Source organism: Kribbella sp. NPDC050241 (assembly GCF_044459685.1).
Taxonomy (GTDB): domain Bacteria; phylum Actinomycetota; class Actinomycetes; order Propionibacteriales; family Kribbellaceae; genus Kribbella.
This window is the reverse complement of record NZ_JBITJE010000020.1, coordinates 42,509-59,782: the sequence shown is the minus strand read 5'-3', so window position 1 is coordinate 59,782 and position 17,274 is coordinate 42,509. Positions and strand designations below refer to the sequence as shown.

Here is a 17,274-nt window from a genome sequence, read left to right as displayed (position 1 = left end):
TCCAACTCAGTCAGGAAGGTGCCGGGTGTCGATCAGCTGTTGGGCGACGTCGCGCAGCTTGGTGTTGGTGTGTTGGGAGTAGTGCCTGAGTACGGCGAACGCCCGGTCGTCGTCGATGCCGTACCGCTCCATCAGGATTCCGGTCGCCTGGCCGACCAATGTCCGGGCGTCGACTGCCGAGATGAGATTGCGCTCGTTGCGGGCGGTCGCGACAGCCACCGACGCATACATGGCCAGCAGATGAGCGATTGCCTCGTCGTCAGGGCCGAAGGTTTCTGGCGTCAGGCTGTACAAGCCGAGAACGCCGACCGTCTCCGCGATGGTGCTCAGCGGCACATCCAGCACGCTGCGCACGCCCGCGGCGTGGACCTTGGCGGCCCACTCCGGCCACCGTTGCTCGGTCGCGGTGTCGGCCACGAGCACTGTCGCATGGTTGCGCATCGCCTCCACCAGCGGACCGTCGGCTGCGGTCCATTGAGCCCGGAAGGCCTCAGCGACAATCGGGCTGGTGACGGCCGACACCTCCGGCTGCCCTTGCTCGCCGACCAACGCGACGCCCGCATGAGAACAGTGCAGCGTTTGCAGCGCGAACTGCACGACCGTCTCCTCGATGCTGTCGGATCCGTGTAACTCGAGCGCCAGCTGCGCGAATCGGACGACAATGTCATCGCCGGCTCGCGGCGCGCCTCCGGGATCCGTATCCCCAGGCTGCAGATCCCCGTGATCCATGCCGCTCATCCCGTCCGCGTCTGCCACGGTGTCACCAACATTCAGAAGCCGGTGACGAGCATGTCGTCGATGTCGTAGGTCAGGTTGCTGTGGACAGCTATGACGCCGGCGACTCGGGAGGCCGCGAAGACGGCGTGTTCCACTTGGCTTCGGTACGTCAGCGCTCCCTCGAGCCTGACGGCTCCGGCCTCGACGTGAACGGCCAGCTCAGCCGGCTCCCGCGCAGGGCGTGACCGATCGCGCTCCACCGCCGCCTGTATCTCGGCGGCGAGCTCGTCGTCGGACCGCCGGTAGATCGCGAGCAGGTCGCGCCTCGCCAGCAGACCGGCGAGCTGTCCGATCTCGTCGATCACGCACAGTGCGGGAGAGCCTGGGGTGCCGAGCCGACGGACTGCGTCGCTCAGACCCGCTGAGCAGGCGATAGTCGGCGCCGGTGAACTCATCAGCTCAGAGGCCGTCGTGGCACAGGCCTTTCGCCTCCGACGGCGGCTCGCGCTTCCGAGAATCAGCGGGGCAGGATCGAGGCCACCGTGAAACTCCAGGTTCAGCAGTACGTCGTTCTCGGTGATGACGCCGAGCGGCATCCGGCCGTGGACCACAGGCACGACGCCCGCGTCGGACGCGAGCAAAGCACACGCGACCTGCTTGAAGGTCAGCTCTGGGGTCACGACGACCGGGGACCGGCTCATGACCGTGGCAACGATGGGCTCCGGCATCACTCCCACCTCGTTTCGGACTTGCTAAGATTAGCAAGTCTGCAATTATGAGGGAATCGGAGAGGAGGCTCCTCCCATGCGCCGGCCTCTCTACGAAGTCAAGGCGGAGTTCTTCAAGACAATCGGCCACCCCGCGCGGATCCGGGTCCTGGAGCTGCTCAGCCAACGGGACCATTCGGTGGCCGAGATGTTGCCCGATATCGGCATCGAGGCGGCCAACCTCTCCCAGCACCTCGCTGTACTACGCCGAGCCGGTTTGGTCACGGCACGCAAGGAGGGTGCGGCCGTGATCTACTCGACGACCACGCCGTACGTGGCAGATCTCCTTGGCGTTGCGCGGCGGATACTGACCGAGCTCATCACCGATCAGATCGAACTGCTCGAGGACTTGCGCGAGCCCGTCGGGACGGTCGGAGGAAGCGGACGCCGGTCACCCTGAAGCAGCGGTCGCCCTGCCTCTCCCCCCAACTGGCGGGGCGGCCGCGCTCCGGGGCTCAGTCTGCGAGGCGCTGTAGGCGCCAGGCCGCGTGAGGGGCCGACTCGATCAGCTCAGGTTCCGCGTTCGGCAGTCGGAGGACGGCCTTCATGTGCGCGTCGAATCAGGGCGGTACCCCGTCGCGAGGACTGAACGGGCCGCGGTCCGGATGACGGAGGCAACCCAGCGCTGGACCGTCTCGATCTTCATCGGGCGGGCCGGTCGTCGGCGGCGGATCACAGGTCGTTCCCGGCGTACGAGAGGTTGAAGCTCTTGTTGGTGAGGGGGAAGTCGGGAACGATCGTGTCGGTGAGTGCGACTGGGAGGGCCGGCCAGTTGAAGAACGACGGATCGACGATCTTGAGCCGGGACACGGTGTTATCCGGGCCGATTTCGATCCGGTGAGCGACGGTTCCGCGCCAGCCTTCGACCAGGCCGACCCCGGACGTGCGGCCGGCGGCGAGCCAGGTGGGTTTGGCCGTCGCGGCGCTCAGAGGTGGCCTGGTGGTTAGCAGCTGGGTGATCAGGGCAACCGAGCTGTGGATTTCGTCGACGCGCGTGAGGAGCCTCGCCAAGACATCGCCGGCAGAGTGGGCAGCCGCTGCGACCCCGGATGTCAGCGGTGTGAACGGATGATCGCGGCGGGCGTCGTGGTCACTGCCGCTGGCCCGGGCGACGTACCCGAGTGTGCCGATGTCGCGGGCCTGGTCGAGCGTCAGTACGGCGGTGCCGGTCATCCGGTCCAGTACGACGCTGTTGTCGAGGGCGATGTCGACGACCTGCTGGATGTCGGCGGCAATCGCGCTGAGCATTCCTGGTTCGGGCAGCGCACGGACATGGGCTGCGCCCGGTGTGATCGCGCCGCGCAGGAGACGGTGGCCACTGAGGTGCTTGTTCAGGCGGAGCAGTTGTTCGCGGATCCGCTGGGCATGGGCGTTGGCGATGCCGTAGCCGACGTCGTTGCACAAGGCACCGACATCGGTGACGTGGTTGTACAGGCGCTCGAGTTCCAGAAGGATCGCCCGCAACACCTGCGCCTGCGACGACACCGGCCAGTCCCTGGCCTCTTCGACTGCGAGGCAGAAGGCGAGCGTGTGTCCGACCGTGGTGTCACCCGACACCCGCTCGGCCAGCGGCAGAGCGTCCGCGATGACTTTGCCTTCGGCAAGTTTCTCGATCCCTTTGTGGACGAACCACAGTCTGGCCTTGAGTTTCAGGATGGTCTCGCCGACGACCGAGAACCGGAAGTGTCCAGGCTCGATCAGTCCCGCATGGATCGGTCCGACCGGAATCTCGTACACGCCGGTCCCGCCGACAGTGAGAAACGGATACGGCTCATCGGTGTCCGCGAAGTGCGGCGGTGTCCCGGCATCGCGGCGCATCGGGTACCAGTCGTCCGGCCAGTGCTGATGCAGGACCAGCCGGCGCGGCAGCGGATGATTCGTCACGTCGATGCCGAAGAGGTCGTGCATCTCGCGTTCGAACCTTCCGGCCGGGAACGACAGTGCCGCCAGGCTGGGGATCCGAGGTGCGGATCGGTTCGTGGTCAAGACCATCTCGACGCGACGGTCAGGCTGTGCGGCGACGAACAGGTACACCACGCGGAAGGCATCTGGATCGTCGTGGGCGGCGATGAGAGCGAGTCGATAGCCCTCGTCGAGCAGCGCCGTCGCGCGATCTGCCAGCGTCGCGGCGGTGACGGCCACTTGGCGGCGGTTCGGATAGGTTCTCGAGTCCCGGCTCATCGCGTCCCCACGATCAGACCGGCGGTGTGCAGCAGCGGCCCGAGCGGCCAATCGACGATCCCGAGCACTCCGAGAATCACGAGACCCGCCACCAGCGGTGTCGCGGCTGCTGGTCGGAGGGCAGCGCCCGCCGTTCCGGTGGACTCGGCGCCGAACAGCATGCCCGCAGCCTTGGCGGCGACGGCCACGAAGACGCCGAGCAGAAGCACCAGTACGGCGGCCGCGACCCAGCCCAACCCAGCGCCGAACCCAGCTCGGATCAGGCCCAGCTCGCTGACGAACAGGCTGAACGGCGGAAGGCCTACCAACGCGGCCAGCCCGGCCGCGAACACGCCGGCCAACAGCGGCGTGCGGACGAACAGGCCGCGGACCCGGTCGATCCGGGTGGTGCCCTCGCGGGCGAGGATCTCCCCCGCGCCGCAGAACAACACCGCCTTGCCGAGACCGTGCCCGACGATGTGGAGCAGCGTGGCCGCGATCGCCAGCGGCGTACCGATCGCGACGCCGATCGCGGCCAGCGCCATGTGCTCGATACTCGAGTACGCGAGCAGCCTCTTGTAGTCCCGCTGGGCCAGGATCAGCCCGGTTGCCAGCAGCAGCGAGAGCAGGGCGACGGCGAGCAACAGGCCGCGGACGAAGCCAGGATCGACGCTCTCGACGGCGATGACCCGATACCTGGCCAAGGCGTAGATCGCGACCGGGAGCAACACCCCGGACATCAACGCGGACACCGGTGCGGGCGCCTGGCTGTGTGCGTCGGGCAACCAGCTGTGCAATGGGACCAGACCCGCCTTCGTGCCGAAACCCAGCACCAGCAGAGCGAACGCGAGCCGCATGACGCCCGGGTCCAGTTCAGCGGCATGCGCCGTGAGCTCGGTCCAGTCGAGGGTCCCATGGCCGGCGATCCCTGCCTGTTTCGCGGCGTAGTTGACCAGCACCGTCCCCAGGTAGGCCAGCGCGATGCCGACCGAGCAGATGATCACGTACTTCCACGTCGCCTCGACCGCCTTCCGGGAGCGACGATGACCGACCAGGAAGGCGGTGACGATCGTGGTTGCCTCGACCGCGGCCCACAGCAGCCCGAGGTTGTTCGCCAGGACCGCAAGTACCATCGCGGCCAGGAACAAGGGCACGAGTACGCCGTACCGTCGAGCGCCGGTCGCGTCGGTGTGTCCCGCACGCAGCTCGCCTTCCACGTAGCCAAGACCGGACCACGTGGCGATAACGCCGACGGCACCGATGACGATCAGCATCAGGCCGGACAGGGCGTCGATCCTCAGCAAATTGCCAACAGCAACGACGCCGCCGTCGGCGGTCCAGGCCGCCGTACCAGCGCCCACGACGAGAACCACCGCGGCCGCCGAGATCGTCGCGACGGCAGCCGAACGCCGCCAGCCCATCAGAACCGTGACGCCGGCCGCAGCCACGGGCGCAACGACAGGCGCGGCAACCAGCAGTGCGGCGGCGCCACCGGTGAGATCGGCGGTCATCGGTTCTCCCCCTGAACAAGTCGTGCAGCCATCAGTCGTGCAACTCCCGGAGCTCATCGATGTCGGTCCCGCCGAAGGTGACCCGCAGCCGAGAAGTCAGGACCTGCAACACGAGTACGACGAGCAGCACGTCGAGCGAGACCGCGAGTTCGACGATGCCGGGCACACCGCCGGTGATCAGGAACGCCGTGGTCGCGATACCGTTGTCGAGCAGCAGGAATCCGACGATCTGCGACAGCGCGCGCCGTCGGGTGACCAGGACGAAGAACCCGAGGAGCACCATCGCCAGCCCAACCGGCACCGCCTGGGTCTCCGCCGAAGGCGCGAGCCGCACGATCGGGCGGCTCGCGGCGTACGCCAGCAAGATCAGTAGGGCGGCCGCCACGATCGAGGCGGTCACGTTGATCAACGGCTCGGTCTCGCGCGCCTCGCCGCTGTCACGCAGCACTCGGCGGAGGATCCCCGGTACCACGACCGCTTTCAGGGCCAGGACTCCGAGCCCGACCACGACCAGTTCGACGCTGTCCAGCCGGATGGCGAGGATCCCTGCCAGTACGCCGAGCAGAATCCCCTGCACGACCAGAAGGCGCACGATCGCCGACAGCTCACGCCGCCACAGCACCATCACCGACGACAAGAGCAGGCCGCCGCAGGTCAGATAGAGCCACTGAGTCATCGCGATCACGCCAGGAAGAAGGAGGACGAGACGGCCAGGACGCCGAAGAGGAACGAGCCTGCGAGCAACTCAGGGACCCGGAACAGCCGCAACTTGGCCATGAACACCTCGCCGGTCGCGAGAACCACTCCTAGCACCGCGACCTTCACCACAAACGCCACGACACCGATCAGCAACGCCACCGGCGAGTCGGTCGTGGCAACACCCCACGGCAGGAACAGGTTCGCCCACAGCCCCAGCAACACCGTCAGCCGCAGCGCCGACGCGAACTCGACCAGGGCGAGGTCACGGCCGGAGTACTCCAGCACCATCGCCTCGTGAATCATCGTCAACTCCAGGTGCGTCGACGGATTGTCGACCGGCAGTCGGCCGGCCTCCGCCATCACGACGACCGCGAGTGCGACCGCGGCGAGCAAGGTCGCCGGCGTCAGCACGCTCGCCAGCGACTGCTGGCCTCGTTCCACGATCGCGGACAGATTCGTGGATCCGACCCGCGCGGACAACGCGAACCCGGCGAGCAGGATTGTCGGTTCGGCCAGTGCTGCCACCGTGATCTCACGGCTGGCGCCCATCCCGCCGAACGCCGTACCGGTGTCGAGTCCGGCCAGGGCCAGCGCGACCGTACCGAGCAGCAGCAACGCGACCACGGCGAAGAGATCCGCGACGTCGCCCAGCGGAGAAACCGTGGTGATGAACGGCGCCACCGCCGCGATCACGAGCGTCGTCGCCATCAGCACAGCCGGGGCAGCGGTGAACACCCAGCTTGATCCTGCCGGCGAGATTGGTTCCTTGCGGAACTGCTTGCGCAGATCCCGCCACGGCTGCCCGGCACCAGCGCCCGCACGGCCCTCGAGCCAGGCCCGGACCTGCCGCATCATGCCGACCAAGTACGGCGCCACGACAACCAACAGAACGAGTTGGATGAGCACCCCGACAACGCTCACGTGGTCAGCCCCACGACGACGAGAACGGTGATCAAGCCGACCAGCCCGAGCGCGAGATATCTGTGCACACTGCCGTTCTGCACCCGGCTCAGGACCCCGCCGGCCTTCGTCCCGGCGGCGATGATCGGTGGATACAGCGACGCTTCGAGTCGATCATCGACTCGTTGCCGGTACTGCACACTCTCGATCAGGTACTGCGACTCGGCATGGTGCGTGACGTCCACGTCGTACTCCGGTCGCAGTACGTCGTCGAAGACCCGAGTCAACGGCTCGGCGAACGACGTCGCGGTGTACTCCATCCGTGGGTCGAGGCGGGTACCGCCACAGCCCCACACCAGCGACCGACGCCGTGGCAGCCCGCGCCGGATCAGCACGACAACCAGCAATGCCGCGAGCAAGACACCGACCAAGATCAGCAGCGGTGACATCTTCGCCTCGACACCTACCAGACGCAGCGTCACGCCACCTCGCATCGGCGCACCGTCGTGAACAGTAGGCAGCGTCCCCAGAACCTTGGTCAACGTCGGCCCGACCGATGCTGGGGCGATCGCCAGGGCGGCGCAGGCGACCGCAGCGAGAACCATCGCCGCCTGCATGATCCACGGCGACTCCTGCGCGGCCGCCGCCGACTCCGAGCGTGGGCGAGCCAGGAAGCCCACCCCGAACGCCTTCACGAAGGTCGCCACCCCCAGTCCTGCAGTCAGCGCGACCACGCCAACCGCCAGCGGCATCGCGACCGCTACGACGGTGTCCGCGCCAGGCAGACCATGGATGAGTCCCTGCAGCAGCATCCACTCTGAGACGAACCCATTGCCCGGCGGGAGCGCGGCCGCCGCGAGCGCGCCGAGACCGAACAGGGCGGTCGTGGACGGCATTCGCGACACCAGTCCACCAAGCCTGTCCAGATCTCGTACGCCGGTCGATCGCACGACTGAACCCGCGCCGAGGAAGAGCAACGTCTTGAAGCCGGCATGGTTCAGCGCATGCAGCAGTGCGGCCCCGATCAGCAAGCTGGCGAGCGTGCGATTCCCGTCGGCTGCGAACATGCCGCCCGCGCCGACGCCGATCAGGATCAGGCCCATGTTCTCCGTCGTCGAATACCCCAGGAGTCTCTTCAGATCCACCGCGACACTTGCCTGCAGTACGCCGTACACCGCCGACAAGCCGCCCAGCATCAGCACCAGCAGCCACCACCAGCGAGGGCCACCGCCGAGGAGGTCGAGGCCCACTCGCAGGATGCCGTACATCCCGAGCGTCACCATCGCCGCCGACATCAACGCCGACACCTGACTCGGTGCCTCCGGATGGGCTCGTGGCAACCACACATGCAGCGGCACCATGCCGGCCTTCGAGCCGAATCCCACCAGCACCAGCACGAAGATCACCGACCGGGTCGTAGCCGGCATCTGAGCCTCACGAAGCGAATCGAACGACTCACTGCCTGCCCTCGATGCGAAGAGCACCAGACCGAGCAGGATCGCCACCAGGCCGGCGTGCGTCATCGCGCCGTACCAGACACCTGCGTCACGCACCGCCGGTCGCAGCCGGTGCTCGGCGAACACCAGCGCCAGCGAAGTCAGCGCCATCAGTTCCCACAGCACCAGGAACGTCGTCACGTTCCCAGCCACCGGAACCAGGATCATCGCCGCCACGAACAGCGGCAACAAAGCCTGAGCAGTCCGCGAGCCCGCACCGGTCTCCCCCGCGTGATCCGTGTAGCCGATGCTGTACAGCCCGGCGATGACAGCGACACCACCGATCAACACACAGAACACTCCGGAGAGCGCGTCCGCGGCGACCACTGCCTCGCTCAACGGAAGCAACTGCGGCACCGTCGCCGTGTACGGCGCGCCACTGATCGCGAGTACGCCGACCAGCACACCGAGAGCCCCAGCCGCGGCCGTCGACAGGCCCGCCACAACGGCCCGCGGACGCGGACCGGCGGCAACAGCGCCCAGCGCTCCTAGCCCGGCTACTATCAGTACGCCGAGCAGCGCCCAACCGATCGTCATCGTCCGGTCAGGTCCCGCAGCGCCTCAACGATCTGCGACGGCTCCGGCGGGCATCCCCGCACCACAACGTCGACGGGAATCACCTCACCCACCGCGCCCTCGACCCCGTATCCTCCGGCGAACACGCCACAGTCGTGAGCGCAGTCGCCGACCGCGACAACTCGCTTGGGCGCGGGTGTCGCGTCGTACGCCTTCCGCAGCGGCTCGGCCATGTTCCGCGTCACCGGTCCCGTCACCAACAACACATCCGCGTGCCGCGGCGAAGCGACCAACCGGGCGCCGTACCGCTCAGCGTCGTACACAGGTCCGAACGCCGAACCAATCTCCACCTCGCACCCGTTGCACGACCCGGCATCGACATGCCGTACCTGGACCGATCCACGCAGTACGGCATCTCCCGAACCCGCCCGCTCCGGCGCCGGTTCTGCTACTCGGCCGATCTCGCGGATCTTCCGCATGAGCGCTCTCATCGCACCGCCCGCCGAACCCGGGATCGACCCGACGCCAGCGCGTCTGCGCGAAGACCGTCCAACAGCTCCGCCTGTTCCGACAGAACCGAAGTCAGGATCACTCGCGCGACAGCGAGTAGCTCGGCCACGTGCGGGCTGGTCAACGAGTAGTAGACCTGCGAGCCGTCCTTCCGGGTCGTGACCAGGCCAGCTCGGCGAAGGACTGCCAACTGCTGCGACAGATTCGAGGCCTCCAGCGGAAGCTCGGGCAGCAACTCACCGACCGCCATCTCCCGCTCGCTCAACAGCTCCAGCACCCGGATCCGGGCGGGATGACCGAGGGTCTTGAAGAACTCCGCCTTCAGCTGGTGCAGCGGTGTGGTCACCAGGCCTCCGCCCTTCCGTCACTACATGTCATGCGCAATGCATGCGATCATGAATTGAAGAATTCTGCAACTCTTGTGTACGGTAGGGGCACAGCTCACGGCCGGACGGAGACCATGGACGCGTTCACCGAGGAACTGCGACAGCGGATCGTCACCGCCCGGCGGGAACTCCGCACCGCCCAGGACGCCGGAGACCTCGACGCCGAGCGCATCTACTCCGGCGAACTCGACAGTCTCCTCCGGCTGGCCATGGAGAACGGGGTGACCGTTCCGGCCGACCTGCCCGGTGAAGAAGTCTGACCAGTCGCGTCCGGCCCAGCGCACGAAAAGAGCGACCGCCTTGCTCTATGAAGTGACCTACACCTCCCGCGAGCCCGACGCGCCCACCCGCACCGTGACCGACGCCGCCGGAGTCACCGAACTCGTCCGCCAAGCCGCGGCCGCAGGCTCCCGGGTTCACGTTCGGCCGTTGCCCGACGAGGACTCGGACCCAGCGGCCTCACAGTGAGCCGGCCAGCCAGGACCACGCGACCTCGAACTTGCTCTCCAGCCTGACCCGGACCGCGTCCGCCATGACCTGCTCGAGCCCTTTGCCCACCACCGGAAGCGACGCGGTCACGTGCAGCTCGAAAGCCTGGGTTGTCCCTCGTCCTTCTGGGGTGATCCGCGTCCTGCCCGTCAGCCTCACCGGCGCACCGGCCACCTCGCCGTCGACCTCAGCCTCCCGTGCGCCGTCGACGTCCGGCCGGTGCCAGATCTTGTTCTGCGCCAGGATCAGCGAGTGACCGACGAGCCGTCGTGCCACGACCGGCACATCCACGGGCTGCGTCTGCCAATGGACTCGGACCGCCCGATCGTCACCGGAGTCCCCCACCTCAACGTCGTACGACTGCGCCCTCAGACGCTCGAACACCTGTTCCTGGAAAGTGACGTCGGTGATCATCGCGAACACCTCCTCCGGCGAGGCGTCGTACGAGGTGACGAGAGTCAGATCCATGATCCATGTTTACACCGAGTGCGACCACAAGGCACCGATTCGTTGTGTCGGGCAATGACGCGATCGCCCCCAGGGACGGTCGCATTCACTGAACAAGTCACGAACCTCCCCGTCGGCGTGATCACTGTCTCCGGGCTCGTCACCGCACCCGCGAAAGGCGAGAAGGCTCATCGCGTCGTTCCCGCCGAGCAATGCGGGCGCTTCGAGAACGGGTATCTCGTCGAGCGCAGCGCCGTCCACGCGGCCTGTCAGGGGTGGAAGCCGGTGCGGGATCCGATGAGATGACGAGCGTTCTGGCACGATTGCGCTCATGAAGCGCGTCGTGATCCTCGGCCGTGGCGGCGCAGGGAAGTCAACCCTCGCAACGAACCTGGGCACCGCGACCGGGCTCCCCGTCATCGAACTCGACAAGCACTTCTGGGGACCGGGCCTGGAAGCGACTCCCCGTGATCGTTGGGCCGTCCTTCAAGGCGAACTCACCCGCGCCGACCAGTGGATCATGGACGGAGACCTCGGGCCCTACGATGTCCTCGACGTCCGACTCCACAGGGCGGACACCGTCCTCCTGCTCGACTACTCCTTTCCGCGTTGCGCCTGGCAAGCGATGCGCCGCTCGCGGGAACGTGCCGATTTCTGGCTCTGGGTGTGGTCCTGGCGCCGACGGCACCGACCGCTCCTCATCAACGCGCTCACGACGCACGCCACAGGCGCGAAACTGCACGTGCTTCGGAATCCACGAGCAACGGCACGCTTCATGGCACAGGTCCGAGACAACCACAACGATCGACAATCGTAACGATCCACAGGTCTTATCAATTGCTCGCTCCCGCCTCGCATGCCGCGGTCGACCTGCTAGCGATCGGCGGCGAATTCGACGCGCTGCCGGAGGCATGGGTTGTCGAGGGCCTCGGCTTCATCGAGTTGAGCCGCGTGGCGCCGGCAGCTGGTTCACGGGTTCTGCAAGTGATCAGATGTGCAGGGAATGATAGATTTTCAGCTGTGGAACGTCGGCGCCGGAGAGGTGACGCCCCCGCTGCCGAGTCGGAGGTGCGTCGGGTGAGCAGACCTCTGTATCAGGTCAAGGCTGAGTTCTTCAAGACGCTCGGGCATCCCGCGCGCATCCGCGTGCTGGAGCTGCTGAGCGAGCGCGATCACTCAGTTGCGGAAATACTGTCCGATGTCGGCATCGAGGCGACGAGTCTGTCCCAGCAGTTGGCCGTGCTACGCCGATCCGGATTGGTATCGACCCGCAAGCAAGGCTCGACGGTGATCTACTCGCTGACGAGCCCCGACATCACAGAACTGCTCAGAGTCGCCCGTACGATCCTCACCGGGATGCTGTCCGGCCAGGTCGAACTGCTGGAGGATCTCCAGGAACCACTGGCCGCGCCCCAGCCTGATCGTTGACCTGCACAACAACTCGACGTGAGCGCGGCTTGGCGCGACCCGTGCTCTGAACGAACACAGGCCGGAAGTCCTTACGCCGACTACTACCTCCCGGTAGGAAAGGTCGGGCGCTTCCGATGTTCGCGCCGACGCCAACGCGGGCGAGCACGAAGCGAACGTTCGCCGGTGCCTTGTCGAAGCCGGGCTCAAGATGACTGAGCACCTCGAATAAATGGGTGCTGGTCCCGATGGTGACCGCGGTCGGGGTCGGGCATGGTTGGAGGCTAGGCGCAACTGGGGCGAACGGTGCATAACAGATGACTCCGTTGGCGGCAGCGGCGTCTACTTTCGTTCTTCTTTTGATGCCTTGTAAAGGTTGTGAAGTCTTGAGCTACACGTTCGCCGTTCTCGAAGAAGTCAAGCTAGATCCCGAGGACCTGGTCGCGCTCCGAGGAGCGCTTCGTGCTGAGCGCGCGTTCCGGCTGGAGCAACTCGCCCACCTCGCAGGTACCTGGCCAAGCCTCGACGATCTGCCTGCCGACCAACAGGCACGTGAAGAGGTGCTGGCCGCTCTTGCCGCGGCGGCCCAGATGGTGCTCACCGATGTCGACGCCGCACTGAGCCGGATGGACGCCGGCGAGTACGGCAGCTGTCGCCTCTGTGACCGGCCCATTCCGCTGGCGTGCCTGCGCATCCTGCCCCACGCGCGGTACTGCGGCCCGTGCCACCAACTCAAGGGGACTGGCTCATGACGCCGACCCCGCGTACGCCGTCCCCGCGTACGAGAGCGCTGCGGCGGCGCGGTACGTGGTCGGCCAGCCAGCGGTCGTCCGGCGTAGCGATTGACCTCGGCAGCGCCCGAACCAGGGCGTGGATGCCCGACCACGGTTTGATCCTCGACGATCCCACGATCGCCTCGTCGGGCGCTGCCGGTGGCAGTCGTCCCGTGAACCGCGGCGTCGTCGTCGACCCCACGGGGGCTGCCTGCGTACTCGAACGCCTTCTCGGCCGCCGAGCTGGCCTCGGCCACTACTCGTTGGTTGTCTTGACCACACCGGTCCTGTCCGCTGATCAGCACATCAGCGTGGCCCGCACCGCCCTGGAGGTTCTCGATGCGAGGGTCGTGCTGACCATCGACAGCGTGAAGGCCGCCGCGCTCGGAGCAGGCGCCGGCATGGCCCGACCACTACTGGTGCTGGACATCGGAGCAGGCCTGACGGAGGTGGCTTTGCTGGTCGACGGAGTCGTGATGTGCGCGCAGCGATTGGACGTGGGAACATCCGATCTTGGCGCGACCACGACCGTTGCCGAGCTCGTGGAGTCGATCGTCACGGTCGTCACTGATCTCCTGCGCCTTGACTGCGCTGCGATGGTTGTCGACGCATTGGACCGTGGGCCACTCCTCACCGGAGGCGGCGCGCTCCGCCCGGAGATCACCTACCGGCTTGCCAAACTGTTGGGGGCCCCAGTGCGTCCAGCTCCCGCACCACAGTCCGCCGCCGTCCGCGGCGCGGGTCTGGCTATGGTCGCCGCCGACCACCACCCCTCGATCCGTACCGAACAGTCTGTCCGAAGTCACCACCCGTAGTTCGTGGACGGCGATTGTCCATGCGAGCAGATCCGCGTAGAAGGCAACCGACCGGTCCACGTCGGACACGAACATCACGGCGGAGGTCAGGCTCAAGCTCGCTGGCTGTTGCGCCGTGGTCGGGGTGTCGTCGTGCCCGGCGAGGGAGATAGGTTCAGCCGCGGCGGGTGCTGCGTCGTCGAGAGGCATCCGGAGAACCCTTCGCGCTGGTCTGGCCACGTGTCTGCGGGGCTGCCGCGAGGTGGGTCAGCTTCGCCAGCACATCTTCGTATGCCTTGTCGAAGCCGGCGATGCCGGTGTCCTCCAGGGTTCGGCCTACAGCAGTCATGTCGATTCCGGCCGCCGCCAGTCGCACCATCACTTCGACTGCTTCCGGCAGTCCGGTGTCCACGGTGCAAGCCATCGTGCCGTGGTCCTCGAAGGCAGCGATGGTTGCTTCGGGCAAGGTAGTGACCGTGTCGGGGCCGATGAGTTCCTCGACGTAGCGGGTGTCATTGTCCTTGGGATTCTTGGTGGATGTCGAAGCCCACAGTGGCCGCTGGACATCCGCACCCATCCTGGCGAGCCGGTGCCAACGGGCTGTGGAGAACTCATTGGTGAAGAACCGGTAGGCCAGTTTGGCCTGCGCGACTGCGGCGTGGCCGCGCAGGGCCAGCGCCTCGTCGGTCCCGAGCGCCTCGAGTCGCCGGGCAACTTCGGTGTCGACCCGGCTGACGAAGAACGAGGCGACACTGCTGACAGTCGAGGGATCACCGCCGTTCGCGGTGAACTTCTCCAGCCCCGACAGATAGGCCTCGATGACCTGCGCGTAGCGAGACAGGGAGAACAGCAGAGTTACGTTGATGCTGCTGCCTTCAGCGGTCAGCGTTTCGATGGCGGTAACGCCTTCTGCGGTTGCCGGAATCTTCACGAGCAGATTCGGTTGAGCGATACGCCGGCGCAGCCAGCGCGCGGCCGCTATCGTGCCCGGAGCGTCGTGAGCCAGCGCTGGAGACACCTCCACAGACACGAATCCGTCGACGCAATCACCGCGATCGAAGACTGGACGAAGGACTGTCAGGGCCTGGCTGGCGTCAGAGATGACCAACTCCCAGTAAGCCTCCTCCACCGACCTGCCGGCATCGATCAGCTCAGCGAACTGTTCGTCGTAGTCATGGGAGCCGATGATGCTTCTGGCAAAGATCGTCGGGTTCGCAGTGACGCCACGAACCCCGTTGGCGACCATGCGCTCCAGGGTGCCGTCACGCAGGGAGGCACGGGTGAGGTTGTCCAGCCAGGGGCTCTGCCCGAAGTGGCGGTAGAGATGTTGAAGCTTTGTCATCGTCTTCCCGATTTCCCTGGCATCCGCCAGACGCAGCTGTCGCGTTGTGGTTTGTTCACTTGTCCGTGTCGTGGAGCAAGTCGTCCCACTCGATGCGGGCGCGACCTGCCGCGCCGTCTCCGAGCACGAACCTGGTGGGATCTCCCGCAGCTCTCGGTCCCGACGCCAGCCACGCTGCCATGCCGTGGGCGCTGCGGCGCTCGATCTCGTCCAGATACGCCCGGCGCTCATCGACGATCCGCAGTCGATGCATCGGCGACCTCGCCCGTTGCAGAGCCGAGAAGCTCGCCCGCCAGGCCACGCAAAGGGCTTCGTCGCTCAGTAGACCCGGCGCGACCTGGGGCATGGGTGCCTGGTCTGGTTCGGTCTTCAGGATGGGTGCCGTCACGGACGCTCTCGGGCGGTCGGCACGATCCGGCCGGACAGACCGAGGCGGCGGGTCGGCGAGGTGGCCATGTTCGCGGAGCCAGCGAACGCAGTAGCGAATCGCGTAAGGCGATCCCCCAACTACGATGACCAGCAGCAAAACAGCTGTCGCCGCGCCTACCAGGGTGCCCAGGCCGATGAACGAGACCGTGCCACCCGCAGCGAGGGCTGTGCTGGCGGACACGATCCGTCGTCGGTCCCGTGGAAGCCGAGTGGGACCGTCGGGGTCCGCCAAAGCGACCGTGGCCACGACTGCGCCCGTGAGGGACGCGAGGACGAGAAGCAAAATGACGTTTGTGAGTGACCAACTGAGCGCCATGACTGCACCCAGTGCGCCCAGCACTGCACAGAAGAGCACCCAGACGACCCGATAGGCCCTCATGGCCTGCTCCCCCGCACCCTGGCGTCGGTCGCGTCGAGGCGGGTTACGACTGATTGGTCCACGACAAACCTCCTTGCGGCGGCGGGCGGATCCCGAAAGAACGGCCCGTGACTCGGTCATACACACGAGCCGCAGTCCGCCGGGGTCCGGCTCTGGTTGAGCCGAAGTCCGGGTGTTGCTCGTGCAGTAACAACTGTGCCGCCGTGTGGCGATGACGGGTACGGCAACGATCGGCGAACCTGTGACCGCCCGGATGGCCGACGCCCGGCAACGATGGCCCTTGAGACGCAGCCCGGGTCAGGTCAGGCCTGGGCCTCTGCGCCGGAGGGAAGGTCCCGGGCAGGCCATTCGAGCAGGCGTGCGCCCAGCACGGCGATGTGCAGCGTGAACCGCTGCGCTGGGTCGCCGGGGTCGTGTCCAGTCAGGGTCTTGACCTTGTCCAGCCGATAGGTGACGGTGCGGACCGACATGTTCAGGCGCCGGGCCGCCTCCGTGGCGACCTCACCGGTCGCGAAGTACGCCTCAAGGGTCTGAAGAAGAGGCTCGGCACCGCCGCGTGCGTGCGTCAGCGGGCCTAGCACAGCCTGGATGAGATCGACGATGGCGGCCTGGTCGCGAATCAGAACCCGGTAGACGAGCATGTTGCGGGCATCGACCACGGGCGTATCGAGTTGCAGCCGCTCAGCGAGCATCAATGCCTCGCGCGCCTCCTCATAGGAACGGGCGATGCCGTAGGAGCCGGGATAGGAGCGGCCGGCAGCGACACGCCAGGTACGACCGCGCCGGTGCCCGACCAACGCATCGTGGACGAGGTCCCCGACGTCTTTGATGGTCGTGCGGGGGGCCCGGGTGGGGGCGGTTGCGGGGAGCAGCATCACCAACATGCTTTCTTTGGTGGCTACGAGCACCTCGCGGTCCCCGAACTGGTCGAGGATGAACCGTTCCAGCATGCTCGCTGTCGTGTCGCCGTCGGGCAGCCCGTCCGCGGGGGCAGCCAGGACCACCTGGTGGGGCCGGCCGAGATCGAGCCCGAACGGTTCGGCACGCTCGACCATCCGGGAGACGTCGGCGTCGCCACGGAGCAGATCGTCGATCAACTCGCGGCGCAGCGCCTCCTCTTGTCTGATCAGCTGCTTGGTCGCGACCTGATAGCTGTCCACGAGGACGGCGATCGCTTCACCGACGGCCCGCAGTACCGCCTGGGCCGAAGCGCGGACCGTGTCGCGGTCGCGATACGGCACGACGTCGGGCAGGTCTCGCCACATCCGCCACGCTGCGGACAGATACAGATCGACCACTCGTCCCGCCGGGATGCCCTGCTCTGCTGCGCGACGCCCGAGTTCACGCACGATCGCCAGCTCGTGTTCCCGCGGACCGCGCCCGGAGATGGCAGCATCCGCGAGCAGGGTGAGGTACTCGACGAGCAGCTCCAGCGGCGCCTGTGCGTCGCCGGCGGCCGCCTGCGCGATCGCCGTCAACCAGGCCTCGTCGGCGCTGTTCGGGGCACTGTCGCTCAGTCCTGGTAGCCCGCCGTAGTCGCTCATCTCACTCC

20 protein-coding genes are annotated in these 17,274 nt (G+C 66.8%); 7 read left to right on the top strand and 13 right to left on the bottom strand.

Annotated features, from left to right (window positions below):
- Positions 1-6: 6 nt before the first annotated feature.
- Both ACIBG5_RS42545 and ACIBG5_RS42540 read right to left on the bottom strand, forming a co-directional pair.
- Positions 7-756: a GAF and ANTAR domain-containing protein gene (locus ACIBG5_RS42545; RefSeq protein ID WP_396397799.1), complete on the bottom strand. Its 750-nt coding sequence runs from the start codon at positions 754-756 to the stop codon at positions 7-9.
- 14 nt (positions 757-770) lie between these two features.
- On the bottom strand, positions 771-1,445 hold the full coding sequence (locus ACIBG5_RS42540) for a CBS domain-containing protein (RefSeq protein ID WP_396397798.1): 675 nt from the start codon (positions 1,443-1,445) through the stop codon (positions 771-773).
- Between the two features lie 76 nt (positions 1,446-1,521).
- Between ACIBG5_RS42540 and ACIBG5_RS42535 the strand changes: the two genes are divergently transcribed.
- Positions 1,522-1,884: an ArsR/SmtB family transcription factor gene (locus ACIBG5_RS42535; RefSeq protein WP_396397797.1), complete on the top strand. Its 363-nt coding sequence runs from the start codon at positions 1,522-1,524 to the stop codon at positions 1,882-1,884.
- Between the two features lie 272 nt (positions 1,885-2,156).
- On the opposite strand, the gene ACIBG5_RS42530 is transcribed toward ACIBG5_RS42535, so the two are convergent.
- The 7 genes from ACIBG5_RS42530 to ACIBG5_RS42500 are packed head-to-tail and all read right to left on the bottom strand — an operon-like array spanning position 2,157 to position 9,622.
- A complete protein-coding gene (locus ACIBG5_RS42530; RefSeq protein ID WP_396397796.1) occupies positions 2,157-3,626 on the bottom strand; it encodes an NADH-quinone oxidoreductase subunit C in 1,470 nt (489 codons plus the stop codon).
- 35 nt (positions 3,627-3,661) lie between these two features.
- Positions 3,662-5,155, bottom strand: a complete 1,494-nt coding sequence (locus tag ACIBG5_RS42525; protein ID WP_396397795.1) for a proton-conducting transporter membrane subunit — start codon at positions 5,153-5,155, stop codon at positions 3,662-3,664.
- A gap of 31 nt (positions 5,156-5,186) precedes the next feature.
- Entirely contained in the window at positions 5,187-5,831 is a 645-nt protein-coding gene (locus ACIBG5_RS42520) for a hypothetical protein (RefSeq protein WP_396397794.1), read from the bottom strand.
- Between the two features lie 5 nt (positions 5,832-5,836).
- Positions 5,837-6,775 carry a respiratory chain complex I subunit 1 family protein gene (locus tag ACIBG5_RS42515; protein WP_396397793.1) on the bottom strand — a complete coding sequence of 313 codons (939 nt, stop codon included), beginning with the start codon at positions 6,773-6,775 and terminating at the stop codon, positions 5,837-5,839.
- A complete protein-coding gene (locus ACIBG5_RS42510; protein ID WP_396397792.1) occupies positions 6,772-8,787 on the bottom strand; it encodes a proton-conducting transporter membrane subunit in 2,016 nt (671 codons plus the stop codon). Before ACIBG5_RS42510 ends, ACIBG5_RS42515 begins: the two co-directional genes overlap by 4 nt.
- Positions 8,784-9,245: an NADH-quinone oxidoreductase subunit B family protein gene (locus ACIBG5_RS42505; RefSeq protein WP_396397791.1), complete on the bottom strand. Its 462-nt coding sequence runs from the start codon at positions 9,243-9,245 to the stop codon at positions 8,784-8,786. Before ACIBG5_RS42505 ends, ACIBG5_RS42510 begins: the two co-directional genes overlap by 4 nt.
- An 8-nt stretch (positions 9,246-9,253) precedes the next feature.
- Positions 9,254-9,622: a metalloregulator ArsR/SmtB family transcription factor gene (locus tag ACIBG5_RS42500; protein ID WP_360450560.1), complete on the bottom strand. Its 369-nt coding sequence runs from the start codon at positions 9,620-9,622 to the stop codon at positions 9,254-9,256.
- Positions 9,623-9,736: 114 nt separating this feature from the next.
- Here ACIBG5_RS42500 and ACIBG5_RS42495 point away from each other — a divergent pair, with 114 nt between their 5' ends.
- Positions 9,737-9,922 carry a hypothetical protein gene (locus tag ACIBG5_RS42495; RefSeq protein WP_396397790.1) on the top strand — a complete coding sequence of 62 codons (186 nt, stop codon included), beginning with the start codon at positions 9,737-9,739 and terminating at the stop codon, positions 9,920-9,922.
- Between the two features lie 40 nt (positions 9,923-9,962).
- A complete protein-coding gene (locus tag ACIBG5_RS42490; RefSeq protein WP_396397789.1) occupies positions 9,963-10,130 on the top strand; it encodes a hypothetical protein in 168 nt (55 codons plus the stop codon).
- Here ACIBG5_RS42490 and ACIBG5_RS42485 read toward each other — a convergent pair.
- On the bottom strand, positions 10,122-10,619 hold the full coding sequence (locus ACIBG5_RS42485) for a DUF2505 domain-containing protein (protein WP_360450565.1): 498 nt from the start codon (positions 10,617-10,619) through the stop codon (positions 10,122-10,124). The genes ACIBG5_RS42490 and ACIBG5_RS42485 overlap by 9 nt on opposite strands.
- A 310-nt stretch (positions 10,620-10,929) precedes the next feature.
- Here ACIBG5_RS42485 and ACIBG5_RS42480 point away from each other — a divergent pair, with 310 nt between their 5' ends.
- From ACIBG5_RS42480 to ACIBG5_RS42465, 4 genes are all read left to right on the top strand, one after another.
- A complete protein-coding gene (locus ACIBG5_RS42480) occupies positions 10,930-11,415 on the top strand; it encodes a hypothetical protein (RefSeq protein WP_396397788.1) in 486 nt (161 codons plus the stop codon).
- A gap of 260 nt (positions 11,416-11,675) precedes the next feature.
- Positions 11,676-12,026: an ArsR/SmtB family transcription factor gene (locus tag ACIBG5_RS42475; RefSeq protein ID WP_396397787.1), complete on the top strand. Its 351-nt coding sequence runs from the start codon at positions 11,676-11,678 to the stop codon at positions 12,024-12,026.
- 365 nt (positions 12,027-12,391) lie between these two features.
- Positions 12,392-12,757, top strand: coding sequence for a TraR/DksA family transcriptional regulator (locus ACIBG5_RS42470; protein ID WP_396397786.1), 366 nt, complete (start codon positions 12,392-12,394; stop codon positions 12,755-12,757).
- Positions 12,754-13,593: a rod shape-determining protein gene (locus ACIBG5_RS42465; protein ID WP_396397785.1), complete on the top strand. Its 840-nt coding sequence runs from the start codon at positions 12,754-12,756 to the stop codon at positions 13,591-13,593. The genes ACIBG5_RS42470 and ACIBG5_RS42465 overlap by 4 nt, the downstream gene beginning before the upstream one ends.
- Before the next feature lie 154 nt (positions 13,594-13,747).
- Here the strand turns inward: ACIBG5_RS42465 and tal are convergent, their stop codons facing one another.
- The 3 genes from tal to ACIBG5_RS42450 all read right to left on the bottom strand — a co-directional run bounded on the left by tal (position 13,748) and on the right by ACIBG5_RS42450 (position 17,266).
- Positions 13,748-14,914: a transaldolase gene (tal, locus tag ACIBG5_RS42460; protein ID WP_396397784.1), complete on the bottom strand. Its 1,167-nt coding sequence runs from the start codon at positions 14,912-14,914 to the stop codon at positions 13,748-13,750.
- 55 nt (positions 14,915-14,969) lie between these two features.
- Positions 14,970-15,167: a hypothetical protein gene (locus ACIBG5_RS42455; RefSeq protein WP_396397783.1), complete on the bottom strand. Its 198-nt coding sequence runs from the start codon at positions 15,165-15,167 to the stop codon at positions 14,970-14,972.
- A gap of 857 nt (positions 15,168-16,024) precedes the next feature.
- Complete coding sequence (locus ACIBG5_RS42450) at positions 16,025-17,266, bottom strand: PucR family transcriptional regulator (RefSeq protein WP_396397782.1); 1,242 nt, start codon at positions 17,264-17,266, stop codon at positions 16,025-16,027.
- Positions 17,267-17,274 lie beyond the last annotated feature (8 nt).